At 71.6% G+C, this 19,736-nt stretch carries 22 protein-coding genes; 18 read left to right on the forward strand and 4 right to left on the reverse strand.

Annotated features, from left to right (window positions below):
- Positions 1-44 precede the first annotated feature (44 nt).
- The 7 genes from ACGFZS_RS20105 to ACGFZS_RS20135 all read left to right on the forward strand — a co-directional run bounded on the left by ACGFZS_RS20105 (position 45) and on the right by ACGFZS_RS20135 (position 6,791).
- Positions 45-902 (forward strand): LysR family transcriptional regulator, encoded by an 858-nt coding sequence (locus ACGFZS_RS20105; protein WP_393796229.1) that lies wholly within the window; start codon positions 45-47, stop codon positions 900-902.
- Between the two features lie 116 nt (positions 903-1,018).
- Positions 1,019-1,669: a GntR family transcriptional regulator gene (locus ACGFZS_RS20110; protein WP_365682013.1), complete on the forward strand. Its 651-nt coding sequence runs from the start codon at positions 1,019-1,021 to the stop codon at positions 1,667-1,669.
- 51 nt (positions 1,670-1,720) lie between these two features.
- Positions 1,721-2,473, forward strand: coding sequence for a PIG-L deacetylase family protein (locus ACGFZS_RS20115; RefSeq protein ID WP_393796230.1), 753 nt, complete (start codon positions 1,721-1,723; stop codon positions 2,471-2,473).
- Complete coding sequence (locus ACGFZS_RS20120; protein ID WP_393796231.1) at positions 2,470-3,165, forward strand: 4-carboxy-4-hydroxy-2-oxoadipate aldolase/oxaloacetate decarboxylase; 696 nt, start codon at positions 2,470-2,472, stop codon at positions 3,163-3,165. The genes ACGFZS_RS20115 and ACGFZS_RS20120 overlap by 4 nt, the downstream gene beginning before the upstream one ends.
- Positions 3,162-4,289 (forward strand): 4-oxalomesaconate tautomerase, encoded by a 1,128-nt coding sequence (locus tag ACGFZS_RS20125; protein ID WP_393796232.1) that lies wholly within the window; start codon positions 3,162-3,164, stop codon positions 4,287-4,289. Before ACGFZS_RS20120 ends, ACGFZS_RS20125 begins: the two co-directional genes overlap by 4 nt.
- Complete coding sequence (locus ACGFZS_RS20130) at positions 4,270-5,220, forward strand: catechol 2,3-dioxygenase (protein WP_393796233.1); 951 nt, start codon at positions 4,270-4,272, stop codon at positions 5,218-5,220. Before ACGFZS_RS20125 ends, ACGFZS_RS20130 begins: the two co-directional genes overlap by 20 nt.
- A gap of 245 nt (positions 5,221-5,465) precedes the next feature.
- Positions 5,466-6,791: an MFS transporter gene (locus ACGFZS_RS20135; RefSeq protein ID WP_393796234.1), complete on the forward strand. Its 1,326-nt coding sequence runs from the start codon at positions 5,466-5,468 to the stop codon at positions 6,789-6,791.
- A gap of 61 nt (positions 6,792-6,852) precedes the next feature.
- Here ACGFZS_RS20135 and ACGFZS_RS20140 read toward each other — a convergent pair whose 3' ends face one another.
- The 3 genes from ACGFZS_RS20140 to ACGFZS_RS20150 form a co-directional block, all read right to left on the reverse strand.
- The gene (locus tag ACGFZS_RS20140) at positions 6,853-7,611 is read right to left on the reverse strand and encodes a DUF2690 domain-containing protein (RefSeq protein ID WP_393796235.1); all 759 of its coding nucleotides are present in this window, start codon (positions 7,609-7,611) and stop codon (positions 6,853-6,855) included.
- A gap of 194 nt (positions 7,612-7,805) precedes the next feature.
- The gene (locus ACGFZS_RS20145; protein WP_393796236.1) at positions 7,806-8,231 is read right to left on the reverse strand and encodes an SH3 domain-containing protein; all 426 of its coding nucleotides are present in this window, start codon (positions 8,229-8,231) and stop codon (positions 7,806-7,808) included.
- A 128-nt stretch (positions 8,232-8,359) separates the two neighbouring features.
- Positions 8,360-8,764: a cupin domain-containing protein gene (locus ACGFZS_RS20150; protein WP_355723496.1), complete on the reverse strand. Its 405-nt coding sequence runs from the start codon at positions 8,762-8,764 to the stop codon at positions 8,360-8,362.
- 219 nt (positions 8,765-8,983) lie between these two features.
- Between ACGFZS_RS20150 and ACGFZS_RS20155 the strand changes: the two genes are divergently transcribed.
- The 9 genes from ACGFZS_RS20155 to ACGFZS_RS20195 all read left to right on the forward strand — a co-directional run bounded on the left by ACGFZS_RS20155 (position 8,984) and on the right by ACGFZS_RS20195 (position 16,477).
- On the forward strand, positions 8,984-9,535 hold the full coding sequence (locus ACGFZS_RS20155) for a carboxymuconolactone decarboxylase family protein (protein WP_355723529.1): 552 nt from the start codon (positions 8,984-8,986) through the stop codon (positions 9,533-9,535).
- 121 nt (positions 9,536-9,656) lie between these two features.
- Positions 9,657-10,568, forward strand: a complete 912-nt coding sequence (locus ACGFZS_RS20160; RefSeq protein WP_365681998.1) for a LysR family transcriptional regulator — start codon at positions 9,657-9,659, stop codon at positions 10,566-10,568.
- Positions 10,569-10,671: 103 nt separating this feature from the next.
- Entirely contained in the window at positions 10,672-11,592 is a 921-nt protein-coding gene (locus tag ACGFZS_RS20165; RefSeq protein WP_393796237.1) for a VOC family protein, read from the forward strand.
- Positions 11,593-11,612: 20 nt separating this feature from the next.
- The gene (locus tag ACGFZS_RS20170; protein ID WP_393796238.1) at positions 11,613-13,061 is read left to right on the forward strand and encodes an NAD-dependent succinate-semialdehyde dehydrogenase; all 1,449 of its coding nucleotides are present in this window, start codon (positions 11,613-11,615) and stop codon (positions 13,059-13,061) included.
- Entirely contained in the window at positions 13,058-13,828 is a 771-nt protein-coding gene (locus ACGFZS_RS20175; protein WP_393796239.1) for a fumarylacetoacetate hydrolase family protein, read from the forward strand. The genes ACGFZS_RS20170 and ACGFZS_RS20175 overlap by 4 nt, the downstream gene beginning before the upstream one ends.
- Positions 13,825-14,196, forward strand: a complete 372-nt coding sequence (locus tag ACGFZS_RS20180) for a VOC family protein (protein ID WP_393796240.1) — start codon at positions 13,825-13,827, stop codon at positions 14,194-14,196. The genes ACGFZS_RS20175 and ACGFZS_RS20180 overlap by 4 nt, the downstream gene beginning before the upstream one ends.
- Positions 14,197-14,221: 25 nt before the next feature.
- Complete coding sequence (locus ACGFZS_RS20185) at positions 14,222-15,007, forward strand: alpha/beta fold hydrolase (RefSeq protein WP_393796241.1); 786 nt, start codon at positions 14,222-14,224, stop codon at positions 15,005-15,007.
- Complete coding sequence (locus ACGFZS_RS20190) at positions 15,004-15,468, forward strand: heme-binding protein (protein ID WP_393796242.1); 465 nt, start codon at positions 15,004-15,006, stop codon at positions 15,466-15,468. Before ACGFZS_RS20185 ends, ACGFZS_RS20190 begins: the two co-directional genes overlap by 4 nt.
- A 4-nt stretch (positions 15,469-15,472) precedes the next feature.
- The gene (locus ACGFZS_RS20195) at positions 15,473-16,477 is read left to right on the forward strand and encodes a methionine synthase II (cobalamin-independent)-like protein (RefSeq protein ID WP_393796243.1); all 1,005 of its coding nucleotides are present in this window, start codon (positions 15,473-15,475) and stop codon (positions 16,475-16,477) included.
- Between the two features lie 104 nt (positions 16,478-16,581).
- On the opposite strand, the gene ACGFZS_RS20200 is transcribed toward ACGFZS_RS20195, so the two are convergent.
- The gene (locus ACGFZS_RS20200; protein ID WP_393796244.1) at positions 16,582-16,869 is read right to left on the reverse strand and encodes a putative quinol monooxygenase; all 288 of its coding nucleotides are present in this window, start codon (positions 16,867-16,869) and stop codon (positions 16,582-16,584) included.
- A 181-nt stretch (positions 16,870-17,050) separates the two neighbouring features.
- Between ACGFZS_RS20200 and ACGFZS_RS20205 the strand changes: the two genes are divergently transcribed.
- A complete protein-coding gene (locus ACGFZS_RS20205; RefSeq protein ID WP_393796245.1) occupies positions 17,051-18,511 on the forward strand; it encodes an aldehyde dehydrogenase family protein in 1,461 nt (486 codons plus the stop codon).
- Positions 18,504-19,724, forward strand: a complete 1,221-nt coding sequence (lhgO, locus tag ACGFZS_RS20210; protein WP_393796246.1) for an L-2-hydroxyglutarate oxidase — start codon at positions 18,504-18,506, stop codon at positions 19,722-19,724. The genes ACGFZS_RS20205 and lhgO overlap by 8 nt, the downstream gene beginning before the upstream one ends.
- Positions 19,725-19,736 lie beyond the last annotated feature (12 nt).

Below are 19,736 nucleotides of genomic sequence, written 5' to 3' on the forward strand. Positions count from 1 at the left end.
TCATGCGCAAAATGCATGTTCTCGCGGATCTATACGCTGTACGTATGGATGAGGTCGAGCTGCGGCAGCTGCGCTGTCTCGTCGCCATCGTCGACGAGGGCACCTTCACCGACGCGGCGATCGCCCTGGGGGTGTCCCAGGCGGCCGTCTCCAGGACCCTGGCGGGGCTGGAACGGGCCCTCGGCGTGCGGCTGTTGCGGCGCACCTCGCGCGAGGTGACGCCGACGGCGACGGGGCTGCGGGTGGTGGAGCGGGCCCGGCGGGTGCTCGCGGACGTCGCCGGCCTGGTCCAGGAGGCCGGTTCCGGGCACACCCGGCTGCGGATCGGGTACGCCTGGTCGGCGGTGGGCCGGCACACCGTGGCCTTCCAGCGGAGGTGGCACGCGGCGCACCCCGGGATCGACCTGCATCTGATCCGGGTGAACGCGGCGTTCGCCGGGCTCGGTGAGGGGGCCTGCGATCTCGCCGTCGTGCGGCGGCCGCTGGAGGACCGGCGGTTCGACTCGGCCATCGTGGGGCTGGAGCGACGGCTGTGCGCCCTGGCCGCCGATGATCCGCTGGCCCGGCGCCGTTCCGTACGGCTCGCCGACATCGGCGGGCGGATCCTGCTCGTCGACCGGCGTACCGGCACCACCACCCCCGAGCTGTGGCCGCCCGACGCGCGTCCCGTCGTCGAGGAGATCCGCGACGTCGAGGACTGGCTCACCGAGATCGCCGCCGGACGGGGCATCGGCGTGACCGCGGAGTCGACCGCCAACCAGTATCCGCGGCCCGGCATCGTCTACCGGCCGGTGCGGGACGCCGAACCGGTGGCCGTCCGGCTGGCCTGGTGGCGGGACGATCCGCACCCCGCCCAGCAGGCGGTTCTCGAACTGCTCAGCGAGCTGTACCGCTCCGGCTGAGCGCGCGTCCGCCGGAACGCGTCCGCGGACTGCGGCGGCAATACGGCAGACAAAATTGTTGACAATCTTGTTTGGCTAGATTTACGTTCGACAGGCACTCACTCAGGGAGGGCGCAATGCCGAAAGAAGCCCGTCCGACCACCGGAGAGCAGGCCAAGCAGCATGCGCTCGCGCAGCTGCGGCAGGCGATCCTGCACGGCGAGATGGCGCCGGCCCAGCGGCTGGTGGAGAACGAACTCGCCGAGGAGTTCGGTGTGACACGGGCCAGCATCCGTGCGGCGCTGATCGATCTGGAGGCCCAGGGACTGGTCGAGCGGATCCGCAACCGCGGCTCGCGGGTGCGGGTGGTGACCGTGGAGGAAGCGGTCGCGATCACGGAGTGCCGCATGGTCCTGGAAGGACTGTGCGCGGCCAAGGCGGCCGTCGCGGCCAGCGACGAGCAGCTCACCGAACTCGCTGACCTCGGAACGGCCATGACCAAGGCCGTCGCCGACGGCGAACCGGTCACCTACTCCGAGCTCAACCAGGAACTCCACGCCAGGATCCGGGTGATCTCCGGCCAGCAGACCGCCGTGGAACTGCTGGAGCGGCTCAACGCCCAACTGGTGCGTCACCGCTTCCAGCTGGCGCTGCGCCCGGGGCGTCCGCAGCACTCCCTGAACGAGCACCTGGCGATGATCGAGACGATCAGGGCCAGGGACCCGCAGGCGGCCGAGGCGGCCGTCCGCGCCCACCTCACCAGCGTGATCGACGCACTACGCGACTGAGCACGCCCGGGGTGGGTGGGCGCACACCTGTCCACCAAGGAGATTTCTGCAATGACCCACGCCAATGCGCCCGCCACCCCACCGCGATCCACTCTGGTCGTCACCGCGCACGCCGGGGACTTCGTGTGGCGGGCGGGCGGAGCCATCGCCCTGGCCGCGTCCCGGGGCGAGAAGGTCACCATCGCGTGCCTGACCTTCGGCGAGCGCGGCGAGTCCGCCAAGGCGTGGCGCGAGGGCAGGAACCTCGAGGAGATCAAGGCGATACGCCGGGAGGAGGCGGAGAAGGCCGCCGCCGCCCTCGGCGCCGAGGTCCGTTTCTTCGACGCGGGCGACTACCCGCTGGTCGCCTCCGCCGAGCTGACCGACCAGCTGGTCGCCGTCTACCGCGAGACCCAGCCCGACGTCGTGCTCACCCACCCCGTCGACGACCCCTACAACGGCGACCACCCGGCCGCCAACCGGATGGCCCTGGAGGCGCGCATCCTCGCCCAGGCCATCGGCTACCCGGGCGAGGGCGACATCATCGGCGCCCCGCCGGTCTTCTACTTCGAGCCGCACCAGCCCGAGATGAGCGGCTTCCGGCCCGAGGTCCTCCTCGACATCACCGAGGTCTGGGACACCAAGCGCAAGGCGATGGAGTGCCTCGGCGCCCAGCAGCACCTGTGGGCCTACTACACCGACCTCGCCGTCCGCCGGGGCGTCCAGCTCAAGCGGAACGCCGGCCCCAACCTGGGCCTGGCGCACCAGACCATGGCCGAGGCGTTCATGCGCCCCTTCCCGCAGATCGCGCAGGAGCTGGCATGAGCGGCGTGATCGTCACCAACCCGCCGAAGGCGGAGCTGAAGGACGTCGACGCGCTTGCCGGCTTCGGGGTCGCCACCGTCAGCGAGGCGATGGGCCGGACCGGGCTGCTCGGTCCGGAGATCCGGCCCGTCCAGCAGGGCGTGCGGGTCGCCGGCACGGCCGTGACCGTGCTCAGCTGGCCCGGCGACAACCTCATGATCCACGCCGCCGTCGAGCAGTGCGGCGAGGGTGACATCCTGGTCGTCACCACCACCTCGCCCTGCACGGACGGGCTGTTCGGCGAGCTGTTCGCGACCGCGCTGAAGCAGCGCGGGGTGCGCGGGGTCGTCCTGAGCACCGGCATCCGGGACACCCAGGAACTGCGGGACATGGGCTTCGCCGCCTGGTCCCGGGCGGTCTCCTCGCAGGGCACGGTCAAGGCCACCGGCGGCTCGGTCAACGTGCCGATCGCCATCGACGGCCAGGTGATCAACCCCGGTGACGTGATCCTCGCGGACGACGACGGTGTCGTGGTCGTACCGCGCGAGCGGGCCCGGGAGACGGTCGAGAAGTCCGAGGCCCGCGAGGCGAAGGAGGCCGCGACCCGCGCCGCCTTCATCGAGGGCCAGCTCGGTCTCGACCGCTACGGACTGCGGGAGACCCTTCAGCGGCTCGGCGTCGAGTACCGGACGTACGAGGAGTACAGCAAATGACCGGGCCCGCGGAGGTGCGCTGCATGCTGATGCGCGGCGGCACCTCCAAGGGCGCGTACTTCCTGGCCGAGGACCTGCCCGCCGACCCCGCCGTCCGGGACGACCTGCTGCTGCGGGTGATGGGCAGCCCCGACCCGCGCCAGATCGACGGCCTCGGCGGGGCGCACCCCCTCACCAGCAAGGTGGCGGTCGTCTCGGTGTCGGACGACCCGGAGGCGGACGTCGACTACCTCTTCCTCCAAGTCGCCGTCGACCGGCCGGAAGTGACCGACCGTCAGAACTGCGGGAACATCCTCGCCGGGGTCGGCCCGTTCGCCGTGGAGCGGGGGCTCGTGGCCCCCGGGGACGGCGAGACCTCCGTACGGATCCGGATGCTCAACACGGGGGAGGCGGCCGTCGCCACCTTCCCGACCCCGGGCGGGCGGGTCGACTACACCGGGGACGCCGAGATCTCCGGCGTGCCCGGCACCGCCGCCCCGGTGGTGATCGAGTTCCCGGCGGGGGAGAGCCCGCTGCTGCCCACCGGGAACGTCCGCGACACCATCGCCGGTACGGCCGTGACCTGCGTCGACAACGGCATGCCGACCGTGCTCGTCGCGGCGGGCGACCTCGGCGTCACCGGGTACGAGGAGCCCAAGGACCTGGAGGAGGATCTGGCGCTCGCCGACCGGCTGCGCGAGATCCGGCTCGTGGCGGGGAAGCTGATGGGCCTCGGTGACGTCGAGACCGCCACCGTGCCCAAGCTCAGCCTGCTCGCCGCGCCCCGGGACGGCGGCGCGGTCACCACCCGGACCTTCATCCCCGTCCGCTGCCACACCTCGATCGGCGTCCTCGGCGCCGCGAGCGTGGCCGCCGGACTGCGGCTGCCCGGCGGCGTGGGGGAGGGGATGGCCCGGCTCCCGGAGCACGGCGACCGGATCCGCATCGAACACCCCACCGGATTCCTGGAGATCGACACCAGCGTCGACCCGGGCTCCGACGGCACCCCGCCGGCCGCCCGCCGCACCGCGGTCGTCCGCACCGCCCGCAAGATCTTCGACGGCACCGTCTTCCCGCGGTCCGTCGGCACCACCCCCACACCCGCACGACCCCAAGGAGGCAACGATGGCCCCGCCCCTCGGTGACATCGCCCATATCGGCCACGCCCAGCTCTTCACCCCGGACCTGGACGCCAGCGTCGCCTTCTTCACCGACTACCTCGGACTGACCGTCAACGGCCGGCACGGCGACACCGTCTACCTGCGCACCTTCGACGACTACGAACACCACAGCCTGGTCCTCACCGCCCGGGAGCAGCCCGGCCTCGGCCGGCTCGCGCTGCGCACCTCCAGCGAGGAGGCCCTCCACCGCCGTATCAAGGCGATCGAGGAGGCGGGCGGCACCGGCCACTGGACCGAGGACGAACCGGGCCTCGGCAAGCTCTACGTCACCACCGACCCGGACGGCCACGAGCACGCCCTGTACTGGGAGAGCGAGTACTACCGGGCCCCCGACGAGCTGAGGCCCGCGCTGAAGAACCAGCCGCAGGCCAAGCCCAACCGGGGTGTGGGGGTGCGGCGCCTGGACCACGTCAACTTCCTGGCCGCCGATGTGCTCGCCAACGCCGAGTTCCAGGAACAGGTGCTGGGCGCCCGCCCGACCGAGCAGATCCGGCTCGACACGGGAAGGATCGCCGCCCGCTGGCTGACCTTCACGAACAAGTCGTACGACGTCGTCTACACCTCCGACTGGACCGGCTCGGCCGGACGCCTGCACCACATCGCGTTCGCCACCGACACCCGCGAGGACGTGCTGCGCGCGGCCGATCTGGCCATCGACAGCGGGGTGTTCATCGAGACCGGCCCGCACAAGCACGCCATCCAGCAGACGTTCTTCCTGTACGTCTACGAGCCCGGCGGCAACCGCATCGAGCTCTGCAACCCGCTCACCCGGCTGGTGCTGGCCCCCGACTGGCCGCTGATCACCTGGACCGAGGCCGAGCGGGCCAAGGGGCAGGCGTGGGGTCTGAAGACGATCGAGTCCTTCCACACCCACGGGACGCCGCCGGTCGGTTGATCCGTCTCCGGTCGGCAGGGGGGTGTACGACGTGCTGCTGTGCGCGCGTCGGGCACCCCCCTTTTCACCCCGCCTTTCCCGCTGCCTTCCTCTGTCTTTCGCTCCACTGAGATTGTTAACAAAAACGTTGACACATCAGATCCGGGTCCTTAACGTCTAGCGCACCACGGGTCAGCCGCACGAGCCGCGCGGCCCGCTCACAGATCCCCTCCAGGGAACGCCTCCTGGACGAGAGGAAAACAAAGATGTCCTCCTCCCCCGCCCTGTCCGCTCGCGGCGGCAAACTGGCTCTGCTGGTCGTCGGCCTGTGCTGGCTGGCCGTCCTCTTCGACGGCCTCGACATGTTCATCTACGGCTCGGTGCTGCCCCACCTGCTGGAGACCAAGACCTTCGGCCTCACCCCGGACCAGGCCGGCGACCTCGGCTCCTACGCCACCTTCGGCATGCTGGTGGGCGCCCTGACCGCGGGCACGGTCGCGGACCGGATCGGCCGCAAGCAGCTGATGGTCGGCTGCGTCACGCTGTTCTCGCTCGCCTCCGGGATCTGTGCGATCTCGGGCAGCGTCGCCGTCTTCGGTCTCGGCCGCACCCTGGCCGGCGTCGGCCTCGGCGGGCTGCTGCCGACCGCGATCAGCATGGTCTCCGACTACGCCAGGGGCGGCCGGGTGGCGATCACCATCGGCCTGCTGATGACCGCGCACCACGCGGGCGGCATCCTCTCCGCCTATGTGGCCAAGTGGCTGATCGACCCGCTGGGCTGGCGCTCCGCGTTCTGGGTCTGCGTGCTCCCGCTGCTCTTCGTCCCCGTCCTGCTGAAGTTCCTGCCGGAGTCGCTGAGCTTCCTGGTCGCCAAGGGCCGCACCGAGGAGGCCGGTGCCCTGGCCGAGCGCTACGAGGTCGAACTGCCCGCCGTCGCGGAGAAGAAGACCGCCGCCGACCGCTGGGACGCGCTGCGGAACCTGTTCCGCGGCGGCGAGTGGATCCAGACCCTGCTCTACTGGCTGGCCTCCTTCGGCGGTCTGCTCCTCGTCTACGGTGTCGCCACCTGGCTGCCCACCCTGATGCGCACCGAGGGTTACGAGCTGGCCAACGCCCTGACCTTCGTCGTCGTCTTCAACCTCGGCGGCATCGTGGGCATGCTGGTCGCCGGCCGCGCCGCCGACCGGTTCGGCGCCCCGCGCATCTCGGCCGTCTGGTTCGCCCTCACCGCCGTCGGCGTCTACCTGCTCAGCGTCCACATGCCGATGGGCGTGACCACGCTGGTCGTCTTCCTCACCGGCGTCTTCCTCAACAGCGCCCAGACGATGATCTACGCGACCGTCTCCATCCGCTCCACCCCCGACAACCGCGCCACCGCCGTCGGCTGGACCTCGGGCATGGGCCGCTTCGGCGCCGTCTTCGGCCCCTGGCTCGGCGGTCAGCTGCTCGCGGCGGGCAACGGCGACTGGGGCTTCACCGCCTTCTCGCTCGCCGGTCTCTCCTCGATGGTCTTCATAGGCATCGCCGCCCTGCGCTCGGCCAAGCAGCCGCCGGCCGGCGCCGACCGGGAGGAACTGGTCGCCGCCCACTGACCGGTACCCCCGACCGGTCCGGCGCCGCGCCCCTTCCACGGGCGCGGCGCCTTCATGCCGTCTACTCGTCGTCCGGCTGCCCCTCCAGGCCGGTGCACGCCAGCTGCCCCCCGACCTCCGCGCACGCCTCCACACCCCGGGGGGTCGGCACCGCGAGCATCGGGCTGGTGTAGCCGACGGAGTCCTCGGCCGGATAGCTCGCCGAGAGCACGTCCTGGCCGGCCCGGACCGAGACCTCCCGGGCGTGCGCCGAGTGCAGCCGCACCTCGGACCAGGCGGCACCGCAGGTGGGGGACCAGCGCAGCCGGACGTCGTAGGCGGTGCCGGTGACGGTGGTCTTGGTCTGCGCGTCCCGGGCGCACGCCGACGCGTCCGGCAGTTCGCCCTGGCAGGACCGGCCATGACAGCGCGGCGCCGCCGACACCGGCTGCGCGCCCGGGGTGCCGCGCCGGTCCGAGACGGTCACGGCCGCCGCCGTCACCCCGGCCACGGTGAACAGTGCGAGCGCGGTCAGCGGCAGCCGCCACCGCCGTCCCGCCGGCCGCCGCCGCTCGGCCGGCTCGGTGGGCGGGGGTTCCTCGGCGGCGTCGTACAGGGCCAGGACGGCGGCCGGGTCGGCGCCCGCGAGCCGGGCCAGCGCCTCCACGGCCGGGCGCGGCGGCCGCTTGGCGCCGGAGAGATAACGGTGCCAGGCGGACTTGCTGTACGGGGTGCGGGCGGCCAGTGCCGCCAGGCTCAGCCCCGTACGCTCCTTGAGTTCGCGCAGTCTCGCCGCCGGTTCGTCCTCCGGCGGGGTGGTCGCTCCTTCGGGGTGCCGCATGTCGCGTGCCTCGACTTCATAACGCTATGGGCGTTTCGCCCCTGTTGTCGGGATGGCTTCCCAGGGGGACCGGGGCCGCAATCGGCGGACGGGTGTGAAGACGGTGAATCAGGGGGTCATGTCGAAGGCCTGTTCGGGAACACGGGGTTCCCGAACAGGCCGGTGCGATCAGGGAGTGCGGCGGGACGGAACCGTCAGCACCACGGGACGGCGTGGCCGACCCGGACGTAGCGGCCGGAGACGTACCCCTTGCGGTGCGGGAGCCGGTACCAGGTGTGCGTGCCGCGCACCGAACCGCCGTACGTCTTGCAGGTCACCGGGACGAGCCGGCCGTTGTGGCGGTGGCCGACCACGCGGTAGCGGGTGCTCGGGCCGGAGCGGACGTTGAGGCGGACGTGGTGCCGCGTGGTCACCCGGCCCACGCTCCGGTACGTGTGGTGCCGGTGGTGCAGGCGGTGGACCGCCGGCGCCGGGAGGGTGGTGTAGTCGTAGTACTGCACGATTCCCTGCGGCGCGGGGATCGGAGTGGCGGCGCTCGCGGTGGCGGCCCCGGCCGTGGGCAGGAACGCGAACACCGCGACCGTGGCCAGCAGCCCGCTCTTCAGGATCCGTCGGGACATGGAAACCTCCGTGCTGTCGTGCTCGTGACCACGAAGCGTGATCACGATTCGGAGGATTGCCGTGGCCGCACGGCACCATGTCGTCCCCGCGTGCCGTGGGACGCGCGGGACGTCCCCGGGGACGGGGCTCAGCCCATCTGGTCCTCGGTGGAGAGGTGCTCGACCGTCTTCCCCGTCTCCGTGAAGGTCCGGGTCACGTACCCCGAGGAGTACACCCACAGGATCCGCAGCGGAGTGTCACCGACGTTGCGGAACAGGTGCGGGACGGGGGACGGGACGTACGTGGTGTCGAACCGCTCCAGGCGGGTCACCTCTCCGTCCACCCACACCTCCGCCTCACCCTCCAGGACGGTCACGTGCTCGTCGCAGTTGTGCGAGTGCAACGGCGCGCCGGAACCCACCGGGTAGACGCTCATCCCGCTGGTGATCAGGTTCTCCCCGCCCGCCGACGGTGTGGTGATCAGCGGTGTCGACAGGACCGCGCCGCCCCGGTCGAGCAGGGGCACGGACGCGGCCTTGATGATCGTGGTCATCGGGGATTCCTCTCCACGGCTCTCCACTGCGAGGTGGTACGCCGACCGAGGCTAGGTCGTGATCGGGCCCGTGGGTGCCCCCTGGCGTGCAGTTTTACCTTGCGCTCCGAGGTGGGTGCGGCGGCCGGAACCGGCGGTACCGTCACCGGCATCCCAGGCCGCCGGAGAGAAAAGGCAGGTACCGGCCCCATGAGGCTCCCCATTCTCAGCGAAGACGCGATGGACCCGCGGCAGCAGGAGCTCGCCGCCCGGATCGCCGGGCGGCGCGGCGCGGTCCGCGGCCCGTTCCGGGTCTGGCTGCACAGCCCGGAGATGTGCGAACGGGCGGAGTCCCTCGGCGCCTTCGCCCGGTTCGACTGCAGCCTCCCCAAGCACCTGCGCGAACTGACCCTCCTGATGGCGGCCCGCAACTGGGACGCCCAGTACTCCTGGAACGCCCACGTCCACCAGGCGATCGAGGCCGGCATCCCCGAGGCCGCCGTCCAGGCCATCGCCGAGAAGCGCGAGGCGGTCTTCGACGACGAGGCCGACCAGGCCTTCTACCGGTTCTGCCGGGAGATCCTGGAGGACCACTTCGTCACCGACGCGACCTTCGCCCGCGCCCTGGAGCACTTCGGCCCCAAGGGGCTGGTCGACACCATCGGCGCGCTCGGCAACTTCACCATGCTCGGCATGTGCCTCAACACCTTCCAGGTGGACCTCCAGGCCGACCGGGAGCCGCCGTTCCCGGACATCCGCGGCTACGGCCGTATCACCCCGGACGGGGCCTGATCCCCGGCCTGACCATGAGAAACGCGGCTGATCTTTTAAGCGAAGAGACGTTGACAAGATTGCCGACATTCGATTTGTGTGGGTGACCGGCGCGAGCCGCACGCGCGCCTTCGGAGGAAAAATGGACCGCTTGCTCCTCATGCACAGCTTCGTCACCGTCGCCCAGGTCGGCAGTTTCAGCGGAGCCGCCAAGAAACTCGGCTCGTCCGGCTCCCTGGTCTCGCGCCACGTGGCGGAACTGGAGCGGCAGATCGGCGTCCGCCTGGTCAACCGCACCGCCCGCTCCGTGAGCCTGACCGAGCCCGGCCGGCGCTACGCGGAGTTCGCCGCGCGCATCCTCGACGAGATCGAGGCCGAGGACGCCGGCATCGCCCAGCTCCACGACCGGCCCGAGGGCACCCTCAGTGTCATCTGCCCGAAGTGGATAGGCAGCCTCGACCTCGGCGACGCGATAGCGGCCTTCTCGGCGGCGCACCCCAGAATCCAGGTCCGGTTCGAACTCGGCGGAATGTCCGACCGCACCTACGATTTCCTGGACAGCGGATTCGACGTCGCGTTCCACACCCGCGATCTGCGCGACTCCAGCGTCCGGCTGAAGAAGATCGCCTCGCTGCCGTTCGTGCTGTGCGCCGCCGAGGAGTACATCGAGCGGTGCGGCGCGCTCGCCCACCCGAACGACCTCGCGGCCCACGACTGCCTGGTGCACGTCAACGACCCGGTGTGGCGGATCGGCCACGGGCACGCCAGCACCCTCCACAAGATCCGCAACATCGCCTTCTCGTCCAACTCCTACATCGCCCTGCAGAAGGCGGCGGTGCACGGCCGGGGCATCGCCCTGCTGCCCCAGCGCCCGGTCTACGACGACCTCGTCTCCGGCGCCCTGCAGGTGCTGCTGCCCGACCTCGCCGTACCGGACCGCCCGCTCTACGCGATCTACGGTCCCGGGCAGGACACCCCGCGCAAGGTCAGCGTGTTCCTGGACTTCCTCGCCGAGTGGTTCGCGCAGAACCCGATTCCCGCGATCCGCGCATAGCCGGGGCCGCAAGAAACGCTTGCGCATTCCGTAGAGCTCAGGGCATTGAGGCCCTCGCGCGCCGAAATCTACGCTCGCGGGGCGACCCGGAAACGAGGAATCCATGGGAATCCAGAGAATCGAATCGGTCACCTACGGCATCGACGACCTTGCCGTATGCGCCCGGTTCTTCGACGACTTCGGGCTGTACCAGCTGGAGCTGACCGACGAGCACGCCGTGTTCGAGACCCGCACCGGCCAGACCCTCCACCTCGACACCCTGCCGGGCCCGCTGCTGCCGGCCCCCGTCGAGGACGGGCCCACGCTGCGCGAGGTCGTCTGGGGCGTCGACACACCGGAGGAACTGGAACGGCTGGTCACGTCCGCGGGCCGGGACCGCGAGGTCCGCGAGAGCGCCGACGGCGTCCACCACACCGTCGACGAGACCGGCTTCGGGGTCGGCCTGACCCTGGCCCGCCCCAGGCCCGCCCCGGTCGAGCCCCGCCCGGCCAACGCGCTCGGCCATGTCAACCGCTGGAACACCGCCCTGGAGCCGATCACCCGGGTCCGCCCGCTGCGCATGTGCCATGTCGCCCTGAACATCCCCCAGGAGGGGCGCGAGGCGGCCGTCGGCTTCTACGTCGACCGGCTCGGCTTCCGCCCGACCGACGTGGTCGAGCCCATGGGCGTCTTCCTGCAGGCCCCCGGCGACGACGACCAGCACACCATGCTGCTCTGCCACCGCCCCGACAGGGCGGGGATCAACCACATCGCCTACGAGGTCCCCGGCTTCGACGACGTCATCGAGGGCGGCAACTTCATGATCGAGCACGGCTGGCGGGAGGCCCGCAGGCTCGGCCGGCACACCATCGGCTCCAACGTCTTCCGCTTCCTGCACGCCCCGTGCGGCGGCCGCGTCGAGTACGCCGCCGACATGGACCGGGCCGACGCGACCTACGGCACCCGGGTCCACGAGACGACCCCGCCGCACCACATCTGGGCCCTGCGCACCAACCGCGACCAGGAAGCCCCCACCGCCTCCTGAATCTGAGAGGGCACCCCTTCATGACCACCGACCACGGCTATCCCGCCGTCCGCATGTACATAGCGGGCGAGTGGTGCCCGGGCGGCTCCGGACGGACCGCCCCCGTCGTCAACCCCGCCACGGAGGAGACGATCGGCGAGGTCCCCCTCGCCACCCCGGCCGACCTCGACCGCGCCCTCGAAGCCGCCGCCGAGGGGTTCCGGGTGTGGCGGGCGACCCCGATCGCCCGGCGCTCCGCGATCCTCGACCGCGCCGCCGACCTCATCGCCGACCGCGCCGCCGAGATCGGCCGGGTGATGACCCTGGAACAGGGCAAGACCCTCGCCGAGTCCACCGGCGAGGCCAGGCGCACCGCCGAGACCCTGCGCTGGCACGCCGAGGACGCCCGCCGCGCGTACGGCCGGATCGTCCCGTCCGCGCCCGGCACGGTCCTCACCGTCCGCCGCGAACCCATCGGCCCGGTCGCCGCCTTCGTGCCCTGGAACTTCCCGGTCGGCGGCCCCAACCGCAAGATCTCCTCGGCCCTGTCGGCGGGCTGCTCGCTGATCATCAAGGCCTCCGAGGAGACCCCGGCGACGGCCGCCGCCCTGGTGGAGTGCTACGCGGACGCGGGACTGCCCGCGGGCGTGCTCAACCTGGTCTTCGGCGAACCCGCCGAGATCTCGGCCCACCTCATCGCCTCCCCGGTCACCCGCATGATCGCCTTCACCGGCTCGGTGCCCGTCGGCAAGCTCCTCGCCGCCGAGGCGGGCAAGGTCATGAAACCGTCCCTGATGGAGCTGGGCGGCCACGCCCCCGTCATCGTCTGCGCCGACGCCGACCCCGGACAGGCCGCCCGGCGCGCCGCCCAGGCCAAGTTCTTCAACGCCGGCCAGGTCTGCACCTCGCCCAGCCGCTTCCTCGTCCACGAGTCCCTGGCCGACGACTTCACCGCCGAGTTCGTGAAGGCCGCCGAGGCGGTCGTCACCGGCGACGGCCTGACCCGGGGCACCACCATGGGACCGCTCGCCAACGAGCGCCGGCTGCGGTCGATCGAGCGGCTCACCGCGGACGCGGTGGCCAAGGGCGCCACGGTCCGCACCGGCGGCGAACGGCTCGACCGCCCCGGCTACTTCTTCGCGCCGACCGTCCTCACCGACGTACCGGCCGACGCGGACCTGATGTCCGAGGAGCCGTTCGGGCCGCTGGCGCCGATCGTGCCCTTCCGCGACCTCGACGAGGCCCTGGCCACCGCCAACTCACTGCCCTACGGGCTGGCCGCCTACGGCTTCACCGAGTCGGCCGCCACCGCCGAGAAGCTCTCCGACGGGCTGGAGGCCGGCATCCTCTCCCTCAACCACTGCGGCGGCTCGGTGCACGAAGCCCCGTCGGGCGGGGTGAAGGACAGCGGGTACGGCCGGGAGGGCGGGCCGGAGGCGCTGGACGCCTACCTGGTCACCAAGCGCGTCTCCCACCTGCTGACGCCATGAGGTTCGCACGGGTGGCCATCGACGGCCGGCCGGTCTGGGGGCGGGTGGGGAAGAAGGACGTCGAACTGCTCTCCGGCTCGCCGCTGGAGGGCGGATTCGACGTCCTCGGCACGGTCCCCGTGACCGACGCCGGCTGGCTGCCGCCCGTCGTACCCGGCGTCTTCTACGCCGTCGGCTACAACTACCCCCGGCACATCGAGCACGCCGGCGCCCCGACCCCCGAGCGCCCCGAGGTCGGCTACCGGGCCAACAACGCGCTGACCGGGCACGGTTCGCCGATCGTCCGGCCCGCCGAGGTGACCGGACGCTTCGAGGCCGAACCCGAACTCGTCGCCGTCATCGGCCGCACGCTCCGGCACGCCGACCACGAGCAGGCACGCGAGGCGGTGTTCGGCTGGACCATCGGCAACGACATCAGCGCCCGCACCTGGCAGCACCAGGACCGCACCTTCTGGCGCAGCAAGAACAGCGACACCTTCAAGCCGATGGGCCCCTGGATCGAGACCGATGTGGACGCGCTCGCGCAGACCACCACCCTGCGCGTCAACGGCGAGGTCCGCGCCGCGTTCCCGACCGGGGACATGGTCTTCGACCCGTTCGACCACATCGTCGAGATCACCAGGCACATCACCCTTCACCCCGGTGACGTGCTCTGGATGGGCGCCGAATCCACCTGCCAGCTCGAACCCGGCGACACCGTCGAGGTCGAGATCAGCGGCATCGGCGTGCTGTCCAACCCCGTACACCTGGAAGGGAACCACTCATGAGCGCGGAACCCCGCTACATCCACCACGTCAACTTCCCCACCACCGACCCCGATCGCACCGCGGCCTGGTACACCAAGGTCTTCGGGATGAAGCGGATCCAGCCCAAGTCCAACACCCGCGTGGTGCTGATGACCCGGGGCAACTTCGACCTGCACTTCACCCCGGTCGAGGAGATGGAGCGCATGGCGCCCTACCACTTCGCCGTCGAGGTCGACGACTGGGACGAGTTCCTCGCCCACCTCACGGAGCTCGGCATCCGGCACACCCGGCCGATCGAACGCCCCGAGAACCAGTCCAAGTTCTGCTACATCCACGACCCCGACCACACCATGATCGAGCTCGTGTACCACGGCCGCCGCCCCAACTAAGCGCTTCAGTACGGGAGTTCACCCTATGCCTCTCGCCGACTCCGACGGCACCGCCATCTACTACGAGCGCCACGGCAGCGGCCCGGCGATCCTGTTCGTGCACGGCAGCGGCGGACACCACGCCGCCTGGTGGCAGCAGGTGGCCGCGCTGCGCGACGAGTTCACCGTCCTCACCGTGGACCTGCGCGGCTTCGGCAAGTCCGACTCCTCCATGGACGAGTTCGACGGCCAGGACTTCCCCGGCGACGTCGTCGCCGTCCTCGACCAGGAGGACATCACCGACGCCATGCTCGTCGGCCAGTCCATCGGCTCCGTCGCCGCCCTGCGCGCCGGCCTGCTCCGCCCCGAACGCGTCTCCTCCGTCGTCCTCGGCCACTCCCTCGGCGGCATCAGCCACCCCGAGCTGAAGGAACTCGCCGCCGCCGACCGGGCGGAGGCCGTGAAGCTGCCCGTGATCGACCGGCTGCTCACCGGACCGTTCCAGCGGGAGCGGGCCGACCTCACCTTCCTCTTCCAGCAGATGGGCACCTTCAACGTGGCCAGGATGCAGGACCTGCGCAACCTCGACACCAACGGCCCCTCCCTGGCGGAGATCGGAGCCTCCGGCGTCAAGGTCGCCTTCCTCGCGGGCGAGAAGGACGCGGTCCTCAGCGTGAAGACCGTGACCCGCGCCCACGAACTGCTGCCCGGCTCCCACCTGGAGATCGTCCCGGACGCCCCGCACTCCATGTACTGGGAGGCGCCCGACAAGTACAACGCGGCCGTCGCCCGGCTCCGCCGCACCCTCACCGCACCGAAGGAAGCAGCATGACCAGCCTCACCCTGGCCGCCGCCGAGGAGATCATCGGCGCCGCCCACGAGCGCGCCCAGGAGATCGGGAAGTCGGTGAGCGTCGCCGTCGTGGACGCCGGCGGCTTCCCGATCGCCATCCGCCGCCCCGACGGCGCCCGCCCGCTCACCCCCGACATCGCCCGCGCCAAGGCCTACACCGCGGCCGTCATGCAGCGCCCCGGCCCCATGCTGAAGAAGTGGCAGGAGAGCCAGCCCGTCTTCTTCGCCCAGCTCTCCCAGCTCCCCGGCGCCGCCCTCCCGATCATGGCCGCCGAGGGCAGCGTCACCATCAAGAAGGACGGCGAGATCATCGGCGGCCTCGGCATCGCCGGCGGCACCGCGGACGAGGACCAGCGGATCGCCGAGGACGTCCTCAAGGACCTCGGCTACGAACTGGAGTTCGCCGCGTGGGGCGTCACCGGTTCCGGCGGAAAGGACTGACACCATGGCGGACACCTTCAACTACCGCATCGACCACCACGGCAGCCTGGTCCGGCCGCCCGGCCTGTCCACCGCCGACCCGGAGGCCGTCGACGCGGCGGTCCGGGAGGCCGTCGCCTACCAGCGCAAGCTGCGCTCCACCGTCGTCACCGACGGCGACTTCCCCCGCGAGGACTTCCGCGGCGCCGTCCTCGACACCGTGTCGGGCTTCCGCCGCACCGACGACACGGGCCCCGACGGCCTGGTCCGCTGGGTCGCCGAGTCGCTGCCCAAGGCCAACGGCCCGCTGCTCGCCGACCGGGCCGCCCGGCTCGCCGATCTGACGGTGATCGCCCCGAAGGCCGCCCTGCCCTCCCCGGCCTACCTCGCGGCCACCACCTTCCAGCCGGGCCTCGGCGTCTCCTCGGCCCGCGAACTGGGCGAGGCCCTCGCGGAGATCGTCCGGGCGGAGATCCAGCTGCTGGTCTCGCGGGGCGTCCGCCTGATCCAGCTCAACAACCCCCTGCTGCTCGGCCAGTTGGGGTCGAGCCCGGCCGACCCCGGTGCCCTGTCCTTCGCGGACGCCCTCGCCGTCGACGCCCTGGCGGTACGCCTGGACGAGCGCCCCGAGGGCGTCCGGATCGCCGTGGCCCCCGGCTGGACCGCCCCGGCCGACCTGGACCGCACCCGCGCCGAGCACCTCTACGACGCCATCGCCGCCGACCGCTGGATCCTGCCCTTCGACCAGGGCACACCGGCGGAACTGGACCTCCTCAGGGCCCTGCCCGACGAACGCGACTTCTGCCTCGGCGTCGCCGACGCGACGGTGCCCGACCTGGAGGACGTCGACACCGTCATGTCCCGCATCGACGCGGCCGGCGAGTTCAAGGACCTGGAGGACGGCGCGGTGTCCCCGTCGAGGGGCTTCGCGGACGTGGCGAGCCGCCCGCTCCTGGGAGCCGAGGACCAGCGCAAGAAGCTCGTACTGGTCGAGACCGTCGCCCGGTACGTCTGGGGCAACGAGTTCTGACTGCGGGCCCGTCGTGGCCGGTCGCGCAGTTCCCCGCGCCCCTGAAGGGGCGCGGGGAACTGCGCGAGAACCACACTCCATCCGCGCCTCTGAGACGGCCGACGCTAAAGCACCTCCGCGAACGTCACCGTGCGCTCCACAAGCAACGGCCACACCACCCCCACCACAACCTCCTTGAAGTGGTCAGCCGCCTTGTGCGCCTCGAACCCCTCCCGATCGACGTACCGCTCATAGAGCAGGAACCCACCCGGTTCCCCCTCCACCGCGTGCACCTCGTACATCAGGTTCGCGGGCTCGGCACGGGAAGCGGCCTGCGCCTTCAGCAGCGCGGCACGCACCGCGTCCGCGTCGGCCGGTGCGCAGCGGTACTGGGCGACGACTGCGTATGCCATGCGATCTCTCCTCAGGACGTGTCGGACCCGCCGATTCCAGCATGGATCACCCGGCCGCCGAGGCGCGCACGGCGCAATCAATGCCTGCCCCCACGGGGCTGGTGGACCCCCTCCCACATGGTGTGTTGTCGCATCCGGCCCCGTACGGGCGGCACCGCGGACGACGAAGGAAGTGATCTCCATGCGCACCCTGGAAACCCTGTCGGGCGGGGAGTGGGTGACGACCGGTGAATGGATCGACGTCCACGACCCCGCCGACGTCCGCACCCCCTTCGCCCGCGTCCCCGCGCTCTCCGCCAAGGACGTCACCCGGGCCTACGACCACGCCGAGCGCGGTTTCGCCGTCTGGAAGCGCACCAGCCCCTTCGAGCGGGCCCGGGTCTTCACCGAGGCGGCCCGGCTGATCCGGGAACGGGTCGAGGAGATCGCCGCCGACGTCACCGCCGAGAACGGCAAGACCGTCGCGGAGGCGACCGGCGAGACCCTCAAGGCCGCCGACTTCCTGGAGTACTACGCGGGTCTGGCCCGCCAGGGCTACGGAACCCTCCTGCACGACGTACGCCCGAACCACCGTACGCACACCCAGCGCGAGCCGATCGGCGTGATCCTGGTGATCAGCCCCTGGAACGACCCGTTGATCACCCCCGCCCGCAAGCTCGCCCCGCTGCTCGCCACCGGCAACGCGGCCGTGTTCAAGCCGGCCGGCGAGACACCGTTGTCGGGGCTGCACTTCGCCCGCGCCCTGCACGACGCGGGCCTGCCGCCCGGGGTGCTGAACGTGGTCACGGGCCGGACCGCCGAGATCGAGGAGGCGCTCCTCGACGACCCCCGGATCACCGGCATCACCTTCACCGGCTCCAACGCCGTCGGCAACCGCATCCGCCGCCGTCTCGCCGACCGCAACGTCCGCTTCCAGGGCGAACTCGGCGGCAAGAACGCGTCCGTGGTGCTGCGCGACGCCGACCTGCCGGCCGCCGCCCGGGCCGTCGTCGCCGCCTCCTTCGGGCAGGCCGGACAGCGCTGCACGGCCACCAGCCGGGTGATCGTCGAGCGGCCGGTGTACGACGAGTTCGTCGCGCTGCTGGTCGCGGAGGTACGGGCGCTGACGGTCGGGCCGGGCGACGACCCGGCGACGACCCTGTGCCCGCTGTCCAGCCCGAAGCAGCGCGACAGCGTCCTCGCCGACCTCACCAGGGCGGTCGAGCAGGGCGCGACCGTGCTCACGGGCGGCGACACGGACCCCGAGCGGCCGCACGGTTGCTACGTGCGGCCCACCGTCCTCGCCGATGTCACGCCCGACATGGCCGTCTGGCGGGAGGAGGTCTTCGGGCCGGTCCTCGCCGTCCGCGCGGTCGACGGCTTCGACGCGGCCGTCGAGGCGGTCAACGACTCCGCCTTCGGCCTCGCCGCCGCCGTGTTCACCCGCGACCTCGGCTCCGCGTACCGCTTCGCCGACGAGGCCGAGTGCGGGCAGGTCGCGGTCAACACGACGACCACCGGGTGGGACGTCCACCTCCCGTTCGGCGGCTTCCACGACTCCGGTACGGCCTACAAGGAGCAGGGCGAGGAGGTCCTGAGGTTCTCCACGCGGGTCAAGACGGTGGCCGTCCACATCGGTGCCCCGGAGCGGGCCGATGGCTGACGAGACGATCGGCGTGGTCGGCGCCGGGATCGTGGGCCTGGCCACGGCCCGCGAGATCGCCCTGCGCCGACCCGGCACCCGGGTCGTGGTGTTCGAGAAGGAGCAGGAGGTCTCCCGGCACCAGACCGGCCACAACTCCGGCGTGGTCCACGCGGGCATCTACTACACCCCGGGCAGCCTCAAGGCCGACCTGTGCGTACGCGGTGTGTCCCTGCTGCGCGAGTACTGCCAGGACCGGCGGCTGCCGTACGACGAGATCGGCAAGCTGGTCGTGGCGGTGCGCGCGGACGAACTCGGCCGGATGGAGAACCTGTACACCCGGGCGAAGAACAACCATGTGCCGGAGCTGCGGAAGGTCTCCCGCGAGGAGATCCGGGAGATCGAACCCCACGCCGGCGGGGTCGCCGCCCTGCACTCCCCGCGCACCGCGATCACCGACTATCCGGCGGTCGCCCGCGCCTTCGCCCAGGACGTCGTCGACGGGGGCGGTGAGGTACGGCTCGGCTTCCCGGTCACGTCCGTCACCACCGTGCCCGGCGGCATCGAGGTCGCCTCCGGCCAGGACCGCGTGCGCGTGGACCGGCTGATCCTCTGCGCCGGCCTCCAGTCCGACACCGTGGCCGGACTCGCCCAGGACAAGCAGGAGCCCCGGATCATCCCGTTCCGCGGCGAGTACATGCTGCTGAAGCCCGACAAGAGGCATCTGGTGCGCGGGCTCGTGTACCCGGTGCCCGACCCCCGTTACCCCTTCCTCGGCGTGCACTTCACCCCGCGTGTCGACGGCTCGGTGGAGGTCGGCCCCAACGCCGTCCTCGCCCTCGCCAAGGAGGGGTACCGGCGCAGCCGCGTCTCCCCCCGGGACCTGCTGGCCCTCGCCGCCTACCCGGGTACCTGGCGGATGGCCGCCCGGCACTGGCGCACCGGCATCAGGGAGTACCGCGGGTCCTTCTCCACCGCCGCCTTCATGAAGGACGCCGGGCGCTACGTCCCGGAGGTCGGCGTCCGTGACGTCGTGCGCGGCGGAGCGGGCGTACGGGCGCAGGCGCTGGACCGCGACGGCACGCTCGTCGACGACTTCCGTATCCATCAGGTCGGCCGGATCACGGCCGTACGCAACGCGCCCTCGCCGGCCGCCACCGCCTCCATGGCGATCGCCGAACACATCGCCGCCGCCGTCTTCGACGGCTCCCGGGGTACCCGCTCCGGGGCCTGAAAGGCCGCTGTG

The sequence above is a fragment of the Streptomyces sp. NPDC048288 genome (assembly GCF_043201555.1).
GTDB lineage: Bacteria > Actinomycetota > Actinomycetes > Streptomycetales > Streptomycetaceae > Streptomyces.